Raw genomic sequence first — 14,228 nt, forward strand, 5'->3', positions numbered from 1 at the left:
ACCAGTACAGAGGGCTTGGCGTCATGGGGAGGCGACCTGCCACGGGTCGCCCGGTCTCCGGCGAAAGAAGATCTACCGGAGGTGCCCGCCAAATGCGGCGGGTCAAAAAGTTGGCGCAAGGTAGGCGTCGATCACAGAATCGCGGCTGAATAGGCGGGGTTGACGGGTGTGATTGCTTGCTGCGTCTGCGGCTTGGTTCGATGACACCAGCGCGACGCATCCGTCGTGTGCGTCGCATCGCGCTGGCGACAGTGGATGCCGCAACAGATCTCGATACGGTGCGCGTGCGCTGTTGCGCCTGCGCAATGGCTCGAGACGTGCAATGCGTTGCACTTAGGCTATGCATGCAATGCCATCTGCAGTCTGCGCTACACGTCATCGTCACTGAGGGATGTGCTTGCGTATCGCCGCTTCCTACTGCAGCGGGGATGTGTCGAGATGCGAACGCGGGGTGCATAAAGGAGCTTTCAGTGCATGGTGCTTGATGCTGTCCGGATCATGCATCGAGCGCTCGCATGTGCATCGTAGAACGCGGTGTTGTAATCACTAGAGGAGGCGTCCGAGGTGCTCGATGCGCGTTGATGGTGGCGAGTGAACACGAAGCGCCACGACGGTATTGGCCCTCGCATCGCATCACCAAGTCGCGCGCCAGGCTTGCATATGCATCGTGCACAAATGCGTCAGCGGAATTTTAAACGGCTTGTAGTGGCTGCGACGATATGCAGCCGAGATCGTCAAAATCATCGATCACGATTCCTTCGACGGTATCGGTGGCACAGCGGCGTTGGCCATGCGGCAATCGCAGTGCGCGCTTGCTAACGCTGTTGCTATTCGCAGTGCACATGTTCGAACGCATCAGGCGTGTTGAATCACACGCATCAAGTTCAACATGGTGCGAAACAATCTCATGCAGACATGCAGACATGCAGACATGCAGACGAGCAGACGAGCAGACGAGCCGGTACGCAACTGCGCCAGATACGGAGCCAATTTGGTGAGCGTCGGCAATGTCAGGGCCAGTGCTGCGATGACCGCCAAGGGCAGCAACTGATCGCGCCGCCACTTCAGCGCAGCTAGTGGCGATGCAGTCGTGGCAGCCGTATGCGCGTAAGGCTGCAATGCGTTGCGTAACCACCATGCCGACAGCACGGCAATACTGCTGACCAAAGCGACCACCATCAACGCAGTCGACGCGGCGGCAGGCGTGCCGCCTTCAGAACCAGGCTGATCGCGGCGCTGACCAAGAGCGCGGCCAGCCCGCTGCCGATCGGACGCAGCGCACTGACGCCGCGCGTGCCACGCCAGGACCAGTGGCCCAATCCCAGCAAGGTGTTCTGTGCGACGTCGCCGACTGCATAAGCGGCGCGGAAGGGCAGGCTGAGCAGCAATACGCTGATCAGGCGGACATCGGCGGGAAGTGGATGCGATGCAGCGATGTAGTCGGCGTCGCGGGCATGCCCGGTTTATCGCCGAGCTGCGACAGGAAAAAGAATGGACTGCGCTGCACCGATCAGCGGCGCTCACGGGGTTGGGCGCCAGGTCGATGGCAGCGTTAGCGCCTGCATCGATCCGGCGCATATGGATTCCGGCGCCGGCATCTCATGGGTGAACCGGTCATCGCTTCATCACCGCCGCCACCGGCGTTGACGTCGCGCCAGCCCCGCTCCATGACGCTCGCAAAGAGGTTGGTGCGGGTATCGCGCTCAGGCTGCTGTGACGTTCAGCGCATTGCGGCAACGCGTGTTACAACTTCGCCGCCAGTCGGCAGGCCTGATCGATCGCACGCTTGGCGTCCAGTTCGGCGGCGACATCCGCACCGCCGATCAGATGCGGTTGCTGCCCGTTGGCCTGCAGCGCGGCCAGCAGGTCGCGGCGCGGTTCCTGCCCGGCGCAGACTACTACCGTGCCGACATCGAGCACTTGTTCGGCGCCGTCCACGCGGATCCGCAGTCCGGCGTCGTCCACGCCCAGATATTCCACGCCGCCCAGCATCTTGACCCCCTTGGCCTTGAGCGTGGCGCGGTGGATCCAGCCGGTGGTCTTGCCCAGGCGCGCGCCGGGTCTGCCGGGGCTGCGCTGCAGCAGCCAGACCTGGCGGGCCGGGTGCTCGGGTTGCGGCCTGGCCAATGCCCCAGCCGTTTCGAAGCTGGGGTCCACGCCCCATTCGGCCATCCAGCGTGCAGGGTCCAGCGACGGCGATGGCCCTGTGTGCACGAGAAATTCGCCGACATCGAAGCCAATCCCGCCGGCCCCGATGATCGCGACCTTGTTGGCAGCGACATGGCGGCCCAGCACCACGTCCAGATAGCTCACGACCATCGGGTGATCGGCGCCGGGGAAGTCCACCTTGCGCGGCTCGATGCCGGTGGCCAGCACAATCTCGTCGAAGTCTTTCAGGTCTGCCGCTTCGACCCGGGTATTCAGGCGCAGCTGCACCCCGGTCGCATCGATGCGGTGGCCGAAGTAGCGCAGCGTCTCGTTGAATTCTTCCTTGCCCGGGATGCGCCTGGCGACATTGAATTGCCCACCGATTGCATCGCCCGCATCGAACAAGGTGACGCGATGGCCGCGCTCGGCGGCCACCGTCGCGCAGGCCAGGCCGGCCGGGCCGGCACCGACCACCGCAATACGCCTGGGATTGGGTGTCGGTGCGTAGATCAGTTCGGTTTCGTGCGCTGCGCGCGGGTTGACCAGGCAGCTCGCCAGCTTGTTGTCGAACACATGATCCAGGCAGGCCTGATTGCAGGCGATGCAGGTATTGATGGCGTGCGACTGGCCGGTGCGTGCCTTGTTGGCCCACTGCGGGTCGGCCAGCAGCGGGCGCGCCAGCGACACCATGTCGGCGGCGCCGTCGGCCAGGATGCGCTCGGCCACTTCGGGCATGTTGATGCGGTTGGTGGCCACCACCGGAATACGCAGGTGCGGCTTGAGCTTGGCGGTCACACCGGCAAATGCGGCGCGCGGTACCGAGGTGGCGATGGTCGGGATGCGTGCCTCGTGCCAGCCGATACCGGAATTGATGATGGTCGCGCCCGCCGCTTCGATCGCCTGCGCCTGCGTCAGGATGTCCTGCCACTGGTTGCCGCCTTCGACCAGGTCCACCAGCGACAGCCGGTAGATGATGATGAAGTCCGGCCCGCACGCCTCGCGGATGCGTCGCACGATCTCCACCGCAAAGCGCATGCGCTTGGTCGCATCGCCACCCCAGGCATCGTTGCGCTGGTTGGTGCGCGCAGCGGTGAATTCGTTGATCAGATAGCCTTCCGATCCCATCACCTCCACGCCGTCGTAGCCGGCGTCGCGGGCCAGCCGCGCCGCACGCGCGTAGGCGGCGACCTGACGATCCACCGCACGTGCCGATAGCGCGCGTGGGGTGAACGGGTTGATCGGCGCCTTGAGCCTGGACGGTGCCACCGACAGGGGGTGATAGGCGTAGCGCCCGGCATGCAGCAGCTGCAGGCAGATCTTCGCCCCGTGCGCATGCACCGCCCGGGTGACCTGACGATGCGGGCGCACCTCCCACGGCCACGACAGCTTGCCGCCGAACGGCTTGAGCCAGCCCACCACGTTCGGCGAAAAGCCGCCGGTGACGATCAAGCCGACCCCGCCGGCAGCGCGCTCGGCGAAATACGCGGCCAGTTTGGGGAAATCGCGCGCCCGGTCTTCCAGACCGGTGTGCATCGAGCCCATCAGGACGCGGTTGCGCAGTTGCGTGAATCCCAGATCGAGCGGTGCGAACAGGTGCGGGTAGGACGAGACGGACGGGCCGGTGGCGGGCGACATGGTGTGGATACGCTGGCGTACGGAGTGCGCACGATGCAGGCAAACGGGCCTGGCGGCAAGTCTTGACCCGCCTGTACGGCGCAATCGGCGGTTTCGGAGGGGAGGGCGGTACGGTTGGCCTGCACATCGGGCCGTATCTCAGTGGAGGCGCCCATGTCTGCCAAGCGCAACCAATGGCGCGAAGAAGACGCCCCTGCTGGCCCGCTGGCTGGCTGAGACTCGAGCCGCACTTGCCGACTTCTTGATCAGTGCTGTCAGCTGGGCGGCCGCGCTCCAGCGCCGCGCGGGTCGCGGGGGCGAGTCTCTGTCGAGCGGGGCTGATCCGCCCGCGCCGCTGCCGCGGAACAGATCGCCTCGCATTACAGGAAACGGCTCTGCGATCGGGCCTGCGCCCCAGCAGCGAGGCGGACCGCACGATCAGGGTGCCCTCCCGCCTTGCCGCTGGGTCACGTGCGCGCGCTGGGGCCGTGCTGCCTTCTTCCTCTGCAAGCCAACGGCCCGTGCCCGCTGCGGCAGCCGGACTCAAGCGGTAACGGCGATCACCAACCCGCCAGTACCAGCTTGCCGATCGTGCTGCCGCTTTCCAGCCGTCGGTGCGCCTCGCGCAATTGCTGCGCATTGATCGGCGACAGCGTTTCGGTATGGGTGGTGCGCAATTCGCCCGCATCGATCAAGCTGGCGGCACGGTTGAGGATGCGGTGTTGCTCGACCATGTCCTCGGTTGCGTAGCGGGCACGGGTGAACATCAGCTCCCAGTGGATGCCGATGCACTTGGCTTTGTAGGGATCGCCGATCGACAGCGGGCCGCGCGGCTCCACGATCAAGCCCACATGCCCCTGCGGTGCCAGGATCTCGCCCAGTTGCTCCCAGTAGCGGTCGGTGTCGGCCAGGTTGAGTGCGGCGTCCACGCTCTGCATTCCCAAGGCCTGCAACTGCGGCTGCAGCGGTTGGTGATGGTCGATCACATGCTGGGCGCCCATCTGTCGCACCCATTCGATGGTTTCCGGCCGCGAGGCGGTGGCGATCACGCTGAAGCCGGCATGTCGCGCCAGCTGGATCGCGATCGAGCCCACGCCGCCCGCGCCACCGATGATCAACACGTGCTTGCCGCGATTGCGCGCGCCGTCGAAAGAGAACGGCATGCGCTGGAACAGCAGCTCCCAGGCGGTCAACGTGGTCAGCGGCAGAGCCGCGGCCTGGGCGAAGCTGAGCGAGGTGGGCTTGCAGCCGGCGATGCGCGCATCGACCAATTGGTATTGCGCATTGCTGCCCGGTCGGCCGATGTCGCCCGCGTAATACACCTCGTCGCCGACCGCGAACGCGGTGACCTCGGGGCCTACCGCTTCGACGACGCCGGCCGCGTCGTAGCCCAGGATCTTCGGCGCATCCAGCGTCTGTGGCTTGGGTGCACGCACCTTGGTGTCGACCGGATTGACCGAGATCGCCTCGACGCGAACCAATAAGTCATACCCCGAAGGAGCCGACGGGGCCGGAAGTTCCATGTCAAGCAGTGCGGCGGGATCGTCGATTGGAAGATGACGGGTGATGACGACAGCTTTCATCGGGTCGCTCCATGTGGGGAGTTCAGGGTGCGTTGTGAAGCTGTCGCGCCGCAACCACTGACCCCACAATTCAGCTCGGACGGGGCCTGGCGTTCACCAATGTGGTTTTCGCATCACTGTGCAGCCCGCCGGAAAGGTGGATCCGCCAGCGTATTCAACTGGCTTAATTGGGCTGCGGTTCATGCAGGTCGAATGTGCAAACTGAGTGCGCGGTCCTTCCCTTCATGAAACTGTATACGTAGTATTGAAAGGGATCGCCGGCCCTGGTGATTGCTTTCACATGTTATATGACCGTTAACGCGATCTTCACTGAAGCCGGCTTAATCTGCGCCCCGATGGCTCTGGATGTGACGAGCATCTTTACCAAGAACAACGCCTCTATCGGTTTTATCTCCCAAAGAAGGAGCTGTATACACATGAACAAGAAAATTCTCACTGCCGCGTTGCTCGGCGGTCTGGCGGTTGCCCAGGCTGCTTCCGCGCAGGAGTTCGATGACCGTTGGTACCTGACCGGTAGCGCTGGCTTCAACTTCCAGGACAGCGATCGTCTGACCAATGATGCCCCGTTCGTCACCCTGGGTCTGGGCAAGTTCGTCAGCCCGAACTGGTCGATCGACGGCGAGCTGAACTATCAGAACCCGAACTTCGATGCCAACCAGGATCAGAACTGGAGCCAGTACGGCATCTCGTTCGACCTGCGTCGCCACTTCATCCAGGAAGGCCGCGGCTGGAACCCCTACCTGCTGTTCGGTCTGGGCTACCAGCGTTCGGAAGAAGAATTCGACGCGACCCCGAACCCGGTTTCGCCGGGCCAGCAGAAGGACGGCAACTTTGCCGCCAAGGCTGGTGTCGGTCTGCAGACCACCTTCGACAAGCGCGTCGCCGTGCGTGCCGAGTTGGCCTACCGCGCTGACTTCAACGACCAGAGCGTTGCTGCTCCGCAGGAAGACTGGTTCGGCGACGTGCTGGCTTCGGTCGGCGTCGTGATCCCGTTGGGACCGGCTCCGTCGACCGCTCCGCCGCCGGCTCCGGCTCCGGTTGCTCCGAGCTGCGCAGACCTGGATGACGACGGTGACGGCGTCAACAACTGCGACGACAAGTGCCCGGCTTCGCAGCCTGGCCAGACCATCGGTCCGGACGGTTGCCCGGTGCCTGTGTCGATCGATCTGAAGGGCGTGAACTTCGACTTCAACAAGTCGACCCTGCGTCCGGACGCCGTCTCGATCCTGAGCGAAGCGACCGAGATCCTGAAGCGTTACCCCGACCTGAAGGTTGAGGTTGCTGGTCACACCGACTCGAAGGGTACCGACGAGTACAACCAGAAGCTGTCCGAGCGTCGTGCGACCACCGTGTACGACTACCTGACCAAGAACGGCGTTGATGCGTCGCGTCTGGTTGGTCCGATCGGCTACGGCGAGAGCCGTCCGATTGCTCCGAACACCAACCCGGATGGTTCCGACAATCCGGAAGGCCGTGCGAAGAACCGTCGTACCGAGCTGAACGTCCAGAACTAATTGGACCGCTAGCTGTTGCATACAAAACCCGGCCTTGCGCCGGGTTTTGTCTTTGTGGGGACCGCGAAACCTGCGCCTGGACGGTGCAAATCCTGTCTGCGTTGCCATCCAGGCACGTTTCCGGTTGAAACGGCGTTCATCGCTGCCTACACTCGCCGCGTCAACACCACACTCATAATTGGAAGAACCCGATGCTGCGTACCGCTACGGCTGGATTGCTTTGTCTCGCCTTGATTCCCGCCGCCTACGCCGCTCCGAACTGCGCCGGCAGCACGGTGTCCCAGCCGCTGCCGTTGCCCGCCACCGTCATTGCGCCGGCGGCCGCCGAGTTCTACACCCGTAGCGTGCAGCTGGGCATGCCCACCGGCGTGCTGGCACAGCCTTACACCACCGAGCAGTCGGTGGACCGCGTGCTGCTGCGTCTGCGCGTGGAAGGCTGCCAGGATCTGGCCAAGGTCATTCCGCCCGGCGGCACCGTCAATCCGAACGATCCGGCCGCCTACAAGGCCACCACCGCGTTCGACAACACGCCGTGGCGCTTTGACATGAGCCAGAACGGCAAGCGCATGACCGCCGAAGAATTCGATGCCTGGATGAAGGCGCGCGGCGTGCGTGTGGTCAAGGCACGCCCGGTGGCTGCGCCGGCTCCGGCTGCTGCCGCAACCGCAACGCCTGCGGCCGACGCCAAGTCGGTCGAAAACAAGTAAGCAACGCGGTCGGGACGGCATGACCCGGCGGCCTGCGCCGGCGACGTCCCGGCAGCGCACGCGTGGTCCGGCGGGCGCATCGCGCGCCTCCGGTACGACCACTGCGACCACCGCGCCACGCCACGGGCTGGCGCGCGTGCTGTCCAAACTGGGCGTGTGTTCGCGTACCGAAGCGGCGCGCTGGGTCGCCGACGGGCGGGTCAGCGTGGCCGCGCGCGTAATACGCGATCCCGAATATCCGATCCGCGCTGATCAGCACTCCACCATCTGCGTCGACGGACAGCCATTGGCCGGCCCGGCGCGTTGCTACCTGATGCTCAACAAGCCGCGTGGCGTGGTCACCACCGCGCGCGACGAGCAGGGCAGGGACACGGTGTATCGCTGCTTTGATGGTGCCGGCTTGCCGTGGATCGCCCCGGTCGGGCGCCTGGACAAGGCCAGCGAAGGCCTGCTGCTCTTCAGCAACGATCCGCAATGGGCCGCCACGGTGACCGACCCGATGACCGGGCCGGACAAGACCTATCATGTGCAGATCGATTGCCGCCCGAGCGCTGCGCAACTGGCGCAGCTGCAGGCCGGCGTGGTCGATCCCGATCCGGACGGCGAGGGCGTACTGCTGCGCGCCAAGCGGGTCGGCGTGCTGCGCGAAGGCGAGCGCAATGCGTGGCTGGAGATCGTGCTGGACGAAGGCCGCAATCGGCAGATCCGCCGCTTGTTGGCCGCGGTGGAGATCGGCGTGCTTCGGTTGGTGCGGGTGGCGATCGGCTCGCTGGCGATGGGCGAGCTGGGCAAGGGTGCGTGGCGGATGCTCAGCCCAGCGGAAGTCAGTGCGCTGACGGCGGCTCCCGCCAGCGCGCCAGACGCGCGCTGAGCAAGGCGCTCACCACCTCGACGGCGCGGGCGTCGCCGGCACCGTTGGCATCGTGGCGTCGGCCCTTGGCATGATTGCAGCCGGCACAGGCCAGGGCGAGATTGCGCGCTGCATTGGCATCGTCGCCGACCAGCGCACACAGGGCCGCCGCCGCGCGACGGCCGAACCAGGCCTGCGGGACCACGTGTTCCAGCGTGGTGTGCCCGAGCGGTTCGCCATCGGCGCGCAGTTGCAGGCGCCGACGGCAATGTAGGCAGCGGGTTTCCCAGTTGCCATCCAACAGCTGCGCCTGGGTATCGGTCTGCGCCGCGAGCAGCAGCCGTTGGCGCAGCACCGAGCGCATCAGTGCTGGATGACGTCCAGTTCGCGGCCGATCTTGATGAACGCGTCGATCGCCTGATCCAGCTGCTCGCGGGTGTGCGCGGCGCTGATCTGGGTGCGGATACGCGCCTGGCCCTTGGGCACCACCGGGAAGAAGAAGCCGATCGCGTAGATGCCTTCTTCCAGCAGCCGCTCGGCGAATTTTTGCGCCAGCGGCGCGTCGTAGAGCATTACCGGGCTGATCGGGTGCACGCCCGGCTTGAGGTCGAAGCCGGCAGCGGTCATGCGCTCGCGGAAGTAGCGGGTGTTGTCGACCAGCTGCGTGCGCAGCTCGCCGGCGGCTTCCAGCATCTGGAAGGCCTTGATGCCGGCAGCCACCACATGCGGCGGCAGCGAGTTGGAAAACAGGTATGGGCGCGAGCGCTGGCGCAGCAGTTCGATGACTTCGCGCTTGGCGGTGGTGAAGCCGCCCAGGGCGCCGCCCATCGCCTTGCCCAGCGTGCCGGTGATGATGTCGATCTGGTCCAGCACGCCCTTGACCTCGGCCGAGCCGCGGCCGCTGGCGCCGAGAAAGCCGGTGGCATGGCATTCGTCGATATGCACCAGCGCGTTGTATTTGCGGGCGAGGGCGGTGATCTCGTCCAGCGGGGCGATGAAGCCGTCCATCGAGAACACGCCGTCGCTGGTGATCAGCTTGGTCTTGCAGCCGGCCGCATCGGCGGCCTGCAGCTGCGCTTCCAGATCGGCCATGTCGCAGTTGGCGTAGCGGAAGCGCTTGGCCTTGCACAGGCGCACGCCGTCGATGATGGAGGCGTGGTTGAGCGCGTCGGAAATGATCGCGTCCGCTTCGCCGAGCAGCGGTTCGAACAGGCCGCCGTTGGCATCGAAACAGGCGGCGTAGAGGATGGTGTCCTCGGTGCCGAAGAAATCGGCGATGGTGCGCTCGAGCTGCTTGTGCAGGTCCTGGGTGCCACAGATGAAGCGCACCGAGGCCATGCCGAAGCCGTGCGTATCCAGCGCGTCCTTGGCGGCCTGGATGATGTCCGGGTGGTCGGCCAGGCCCAGATAGTTGTTGGCGCAGAAGTTGAGCACGCTGCGGCCATCGGCCAGGGTGATCCGCGCCGACTGCGGGCCGGTGATGATGCGCTCGGACTTGAACAGGCCCTGGGACTGGATGGTTTCCAGTTCGGCGGCGTAATGGGCGGTCAGCGCAGCAGGAGCGTTGGTCATGGCGGTCGCAGTGGCAAGAGACGCATGATTTTAACGATCACGGTGGCATACCACTACGTCATGCAAAATCGGCATAAGGTGCGGCCTTGATGTCATTTCACCGCCTGCGTGCCGCTGCGCAGCATGGCATGCTTGCTGTTCAGCTGCGCCCCAACGGTTTGGAGATTGCTGTGACCCACCCCCGCTTCCGTCTTATGGCGACCGTGTTGTGCAGCCTGCTGGTCCTGGCCGGCCCGGCTGGCGCGCGCGACATCGGCCTGCTCAATGTCAGTTACGACCCCACCCGCGAGTTCTACCGCGACTACAACAGCGCCTTCGCCGCGCAGTGGAAGCAGCAGCATCCGCAGGACACCGTCACGGTGGAGACCTCGCATGGCGGCTCCGGCAAACAGGCAAGGGCGGTGATCGACGGCATCGAGGCCGATGTGGTCACGCTGGCGCTGGCCTACGACGTCGATGCGATCGCCGAGAAGGCCAAGCTGATCGACAGTGACTGGGAAAAGCGCCTGCCCGACAACAGCGCGCCGTACACCTCGACGATCGTGTTCCTGGTGCGCAAGGGCAACCCGAAGAACATCCACGATTGGCCGGACCTGCTGCGCTCCGGCGTGGCGGTGGTGACGCCCAACCCCAAGACCTCCGGTGGCGCGCGCTGGAATTACCTGGCCGCCTGGGCCTACGCCGACCATATCTTCAAGGGCGACCGCGAGCGCATCTTGCGCTACATGCAGGCGCTGTTCCGCAACGTGCCGGTGCTCGATACCGGTGCGCGCGGCGCCACCACCACGTTCGTGCAGCGTGGCATCGGCGATGTGCTGCTGGCCTGGGAAAACGAGGCGCTGCTGGCGCGCGAAGAGCTGGGCAAGGACAAGTTCGAGATCGTGGTGCCCAAGCTGTCGATCCTGGCCGAGCCGTCGGTGGCGCTGGTCGACAAGAATGTCGACAAGCACGGCACCCGCGAGGTGGCCGAGGCCTATCTGCGTTACCTGTATGCGCCGGAAGGGCAGAAGCTGGCGGCCAAGCATTTCTATCGGCCGCGCCATCCGGAATTTGCCGACCCTGCCGACCTGGCACGGTTCCCGGACATCAAGCTGGTAACCATCCAGGACGCGTTCGGGTCGTGGGACAAGGCGCAGCAGGAACACTTCGCCGACGGTGGCGTGTTCGATCAGATCCAGGCAAAAAAATAGGCGATGCCGATGTCGGTTGCACCCCACCCAGCGCCGTCACCGCGCCGACGCGTGATGCCGGGGCTGGGCTTGAGTCTTGGAATCACGCTGACCTGGCTGGGACTGATCGTGCTGATCCCGCTGCTGGGCATCTTCATCAAGACCAGCGGGCTGGGCTGGGATGGGCTGTGGCGGGTGTGGAGCGAGCCGCGCGTGCTGTCGGCGCTGCGGGTGAGCTTCGGCACCGCGTTCGCGGCCGGCGCCTTCAATGCGGTGATGGGCACCTGGGTGGCCTGGGTGTTCGTGCGCTACAACTTTCCAGGCAAGCGCCTGTTCGATGCGGTGATCGACCTGCCGTTCGCATTGCCGACCGCGGTGGCCGGCATCGCGCTGACCGCGTTGTACGGCGGCAACGGCTGGGTCGGGCGCTGGCTGGAGGCGATCGGCATCAAGGTGGCCTACACGCAGTTGGGCATCGTGCTGGCGCTGGTGTTCGTCGGGTTGCCGTTCGTGGTACGGGTGGTGCAGCCGGTGCTGGCCGAGAGCGAGCGCGAGCTGGAAGCGGCCGCGGCCACGCTGGGCGCATCGCGCTGGCAGACAGTGTGGCGAGTGGTGCTGCCTGGGCTCTGGCCGGCAGTCCTGACCGGGTTTGCGCTGGCCTTCGCGCGTGGTGTGGGTGAGTACGGCTCGGTGATCTTCATCGCCGGCAACCTGCCCAATTCGACCGAGATCGCGCCGCTGCTGATCACCATCCGGCTGGAGGAATTCGACTATGCCGGCGCCACCGCGATTGCCGCGGCGATGCTGCTGCTGTCGTTCGTGATCCTGCTGGTGGTCAATACGCTGCAGGCACGCCTGCTGCGCTATCAACGGAGGACTGCATGAACGATGCTGTTTCGCCGCTGCCTGCCATGTTGCACACCCGCCAAATGACCGAACAGGCCCGCCGCATCACCGACTCGGCCACCAACGAGCCGCGTTGGGTGCAGTGGTTGATGATTGCGGGGGCGCTGCTGTTCCTGCTGGCGTTCCTGCTGCTGCCGCTGGTGCTGGTGTTTGCCGAGGCGCTGCGCGGCGGCTGGGAGACCTTTCTGCGCGCGATCGTCGACCCGGATGCATTGTCGGCGATCAAGCTGACCCTGATCGTCACTGCCATCGTGGTGCCGCTGAACCTGGTGTTCGGCGTGGCGGCGGCGTGGGCTGTCAGCAAGCACCAATTCCCCGGCAAGCGCTTGCTGATCAGCCTGATCGACCTGCCGTTCTCGGTGTCACCGGTGGTGGCGGGCCTGATCTTCGTGCTCATTTTCGGCCGCAGCGGCTGGGCGTGGCCGTTGATCGACGAAGGCTGGCGACTGCAGTTGCCGTTTTTTGGCGAGTTGCTGATCCAGTTGCCGCGCATCGTGTTTGCGTTGCCCGGCATCGTGCTGGCGACGACCTTCGTCACCTTTCCTTTCATCGCGCGCGAGCTGATGCCGTTGATGGAGCAGCAGGGCAGCGATGAAGAACTGGCCGCCTTGAGCCTGGGCGCGAACGGCTGGCAGATGTTCTGGCGGGTGACCCTGCCGAACATCCGCTGGGGCCTGCTGTACGGCGTGTTGCTGTGCGCAGCGCGTGCGATGGGTGAGTTCGGTGCGGTGTCGGTGGTGTCCGGGCATATCCGCGGGCGCACCAACACGCTGCCCCTGCATGTGGAAATTCTCTACAACGAATACGCCTATAGCGCCGCGTTCGCGTGTGCCTCGTTGCTGGCACTGACCGCGCTGCTGACGCTGGCGCTGAAGACGTACCTGGAATGGCGGCACGGCGATTCGCTCGCCGCCAACCACCGACATTGAGGTGAACATGGGCATCCGCATCCACCGCCTGCGCAAGCAGTTCGATACGTTCACCGCGCTGGACGACATTACCCTGGACGTGCGCCAGGGCGAGTTGCTGGCCTTGCTGGGCCCGTCCGGTTCGGGCAAGACCACCCTGCTGCGGATCATGGCCGGGCTGGAGCATGCCGATGGCGGGCAGGTGCTGTTCGGCGACGAAGACGCCACACGCATGAGCGTGCAGTCGCGCCGGGTCGGCTTCGTGTTCCAGCACTACGCGCTGTTCAAGCATATGGACGTGTTCGAGAACATCGCCTTCGGCCTGCGGGTGCGGCGCGGCAACGAGCGCTGGGCCGAAGCGCGTATCCGCGCACGGGTGGAGGAGCTGCTGGCGCTGGTGCAGTTGCAGGGCCTGGAGCAGCGCTACCCCACCCAGCTGTCCGGCGGCCAGCGGCAGCGTGTGGCGCTGGCGCGTGCGTTGGCGATCGAGCCTCGCGTGCTGCTGCTGGACGAGCCGTTCGGTGCGCTGGATGCGCAGGTGCGCCGCGATCTGCGCCGCTGGCTGCGCGAGCTGCACGAACGGACCGGCCTGACCACGGTGTTCGTCACCCACGATCAGGAAGAAGCGCTGGAGTTGGCCGACCGGGTGGCGATCCTCAACCGTGGCCGCATCGAGCAGCTCGACACGCCGGCGATGATCTACGACAAGCCGGCCTCGCCGTTCGTGTACTCCTTCGTGGGAGCGGTGAACCGTATTCCCGGCGTGCTGGCGCAAGGCCAGATTCAAGTCGCCGGGCATGCCTTGCCGGCGGCGAATGCCGCGCTGGCGGCCGGCCCGGTAGAGGTTTACGTGCGGCCGGAAGATCTGGTGCCGGACGATGCCGGCTGGCCGGCCACGGTGGCCTGGTCCCAGCGCAGCGGGGCGCGTCTGCGTCTGCGTGCAACGCTGGAGCCGGCAGGCAACGAGGTGGAAGTGGAGCTGCCGGCATCGGCGGGCAGCTTTCAGCCCGGGCAACAGCTGCGGCTGGCCGCGCGGCATTACGGTGTGTTTCCGGTCTGATTTGGGCTGGCTGGCGCCAGCCAGGAATGGTGAATCGGGAATAGGGAATTGGAACTAGTGGTCGGCAGCGGTGCGCATTGCTGTTGCGAATTCCTAACTCCCAATCTCCACTCCCGGCCCATCAAGATTCCGCGCCGGCGGTCGATGAGACAGAACGCTGACCAGCGTCATCTGCGCTCGAGCGTGTGCGCTGGGTC

11 protein-coding genes and 1 pseudogene are annotated in these 14,228 nt (G+C 65.4%); 7 read left to right on the forward strand and 5 right to left on the reverse strand.

Annotated elements, in window-relative coordinates:
* Positions 1 to 951: 951 nt before the first annotated feature.
* The 3 genes and pseudogenes from ACCQ04_RS05015 to ACCQ04_RS05025 form a co-directional block, all read right to left on the reverse strand.
* Positions 952 to 1,418: pseudogene (locus ACCQ04_RS05015) on the reverse strand (MFS transporter); the annotation flags it as partial.
* A 325-nt stretch (positions 1,419 to 1,743) separates the two neighbouring features.
* A complete protein-coding gene (locus ACCQ04_RS05020; RefSeq protein ID WP_226426753.1) occupies positions 1,744 to 3,783 on the reverse strand; it encodes an NADPH-dependent 2,4-dienoyl-CoA reductase in 2,040 nt (679 codons plus the stop codon).
* 539 nt (positions 3,784 to 4,322) lie between these two features.
* Positions 4,323 to 5,345: a zinc-binding alcohol dehydrogenase family protein gene (locus ACCQ04_RS05025; protein ID WP_026064741.1), complete on the reverse strand. Its 1,023-nt coding sequence runs from the start codon at positions 5,343 to 5,345 to the stop codon at positions 4,323 to 4,325.
* 416 nt (positions 5,346 to 5,761) lie between these two features.
* Between ACCQ04_RS05025 and ACCQ04_RS05030 the strand changes: the two genes are divergently transcribed.
* The 3 genes from ACCQ04_RS05030 to ACCQ04_RS05040 all read left to right on the forward strand — a co-directional run bounded on the left by ACCQ04_RS05030 (position 5,762) and on the right by ACCQ04_RS05040 (position 8,437).
* Positions 5,762 to 6,859: an OmpA family protein gene (locus ACCQ04_RS05030; RefSeq protein ID WP_024938552.1), complete on the forward strand. Its 1,098-nt coding sequence runs from the start codon at positions 5,762 to 5,764 to the stop codon at positions 6,857 to 6,859.
* Positions 6,860 to 7,050: 191 nt separating this feature from the next.
* On the forward strand, positions 7,051 to 7,566 hold the full coding sequence (locus ACCQ04_RS05035) for a hypothetical protein (protein ID WP_024938551.1): 516 nt from the start codon (positions 7,051 to 7,053) through the stop codon (positions 7,564 to 7,566).
* Between the two features lie 19 nt (positions 7,567 to 7,585).
* Complete coding sequence (locus ACCQ04_RS05040; RefSeq protein ID WP_102255752.1) at positions 7,586 to 8,437, forward strand: pseudouridine synthase; 852 nt, start codon at positions 7,586 to 7,588, stop codon at positions 8,435 to 8,437.
* Here the strand turns inward: ACCQ04_RS05040 and ACCQ04_RS05045 are convergent.
* Together ACCQ04_RS05045 and kbl are read right to left on the reverse strand one after the other, a co-directional pair.
* A complete protein-coding gene (locus ACCQ04_RS05045; RefSeq protein WP_024938549.1) occupies positions 8,391 to 8,780 on the reverse strand; it encodes a hypothetical protein in 390 nt (129 codons plus the stop codon). The genes ACCQ04_RS05040 and ACCQ04_RS05045 overlap by 47 nt on opposite strands.
* Positions 8,780 to 9,988 carry a glycine C-acetyltransferase gene (kbl, locus tag ACCQ04_RS05050; RefSeq protein WP_046345819.1) on the reverse strand — a complete coding sequence of 403 codons (1,209 nt, stop codon included), beginning with the start codon at positions 9,986 to 9,988 and terminating at the stop codon, positions 8,780 to 8,782. The genes ACCQ04_RS05045 and kbl overlap by 1 nt, the downstream gene beginning before the upstream one ends.
* Before the next feature lie 89 nt (positions 9,989 to 10,077).
* On the opposite strand from kbl, the gene ACCQ04_RS05055 reads away from it, so the two are divergent.
* The 4 genes from ACCQ04_RS05055 to ACCQ04_RS05070 are packed head-to-tail and all read left to right on the forward strand — an operon-like array spanning position 10,078 to position 14,031.
* Entirely contained in the window at positions 10,078 to 11,178 is a 1,101-nt protein-coding gene (locus ACCQ04_RS05055; protein ID WP_104553636.1) for a sulfate ABC transporter substrate-binding protein, read from the forward strand.
* Positions 11,179 to 11,181: 3 nt separating this feature from the next.
* Positions 11,182 to 12,042: a sulfate ABC transporter permease subunit CysT gene (cysT, locus tag ACCQ04_RS05060; protein ID WP_046345821.1), complete on the forward strand. Its 861-nt coding sequence runs from the start codon at positions 11,182 to 11,184 to the stop codon at positions 12,040 to 12,042.
* Entirely contained in the window at positions 12,039 to 12,992 is a 954-nt protein-coding gene (cysW, locus tag ACCQ04_RS05065) for a sulfate ABC transporter permease subunit CysW (RefSeq protein ID WP_226426752.1), read from the forward strand. Before cysT ends, cysW begins: the two co-directional genes overlap by 4 nt.
* A gap of 7 nt (positions 12,993 to 12,999) precedes the next feature.
* On the forward strand, positions 13,000 to 14,031 hold the full coding sequence (locus ACCQ04_RS05070) for a sulfate/molybdate ABC transporter ATP-binding protein (RefSeq protein WP_016902217.1): 1,032 nt from the start codon (positions 13,000 to 13,002) through the stop codon (positions 14,029 to 14,031).
* Positions 14,032 to 14,228 lie beyond the last annotated feature (197 nt).

The organism is Xanthomonas sp. NCPPB 2866 (assembly GCF_041475745.2).
GTDB lineage: Bacteria > Pseudomonadota > Gammaproteobacteria > Xanthomonadales > Xanthomonadaceae > Xanthomonas > Xanthomonas arboricola.

Coding starts and splice junctions, on each gene's coding strand:
- ACCQ04_RS05020 (WP_226426753.1), bottom strand. CDS start 3,783: ATGTCGCCCGCCACCGGCCCGTCCGTCTCGTCCTACCCGCACCTGTTC.
- ACCQ04_RS05025 (WP_026064741.1), bottom strand. CDS start 5,345: ATGAAAGCTGTCGTCATCACCCGTCATCTTCCAATCGACGATCCCGCC.
- ACCQ04_RS05030 (WP_024938552.1), top strand. CDS start 5,762: ATGAACAAGAAAATTCTCACTGCCGCGTTGCTCGGCGGTCTGGCGGTT.
- ACCQ04_RS05035 (WP_024938551.1), top strand. CDS start 7,051: ATGCTGCGTACCGCTACGGCTGGATTGCTTTGTCTCGCCTTGATTCCC.
- ACCQ04_RS05040 (WP_102255752.1), top strand. CDS start 7,586: ATGACCCGGCGGCCTGCGCCGGCGACGTCCCGGCAGCGCACGCGTGGT.
- ACCQ04_RS05045 (WP_024938549.1), bottom strand. CDS start 8,780: ATGCGCTCGGTGCTGCGCCAACGGCTGCTGCTCGCGGCGCAGACCGAT.
- kbl (WP_046345819.1), bottom strand. CDS start 9,988: ATGACCAACGCTCCTGCTGCGCTGACCGCCCATTACGCCGCCGAACTG.
- ACCQ04_RS05055 (WP_104553636.1), top strand. CDS start 10,078: ATGTCATTTCACCGCCTGCGTGCCGCTGCGCAGCATGGCATGCTTGCT.
- cysT (WP_046345821.1), top strand. CDS start 11,182: ATGCCGATGTCGGTTGCACCCCACCCAGCGCCGTCACCGCGCCGACGC.
- cysW (WP_226426752.1), top strand. CDS start 12,039: ATGAACGATGCTGTTTCGCCGCTGCCTGCCATGTTGCACACCCGCCAA.
- ACCQ04_RS05070 (WP_016902217.1), top strand. CDS start 13,000: ATGGGCATCCGCATCCACCGCCTGCGCAAGCAGTTCGATACGTTCACC.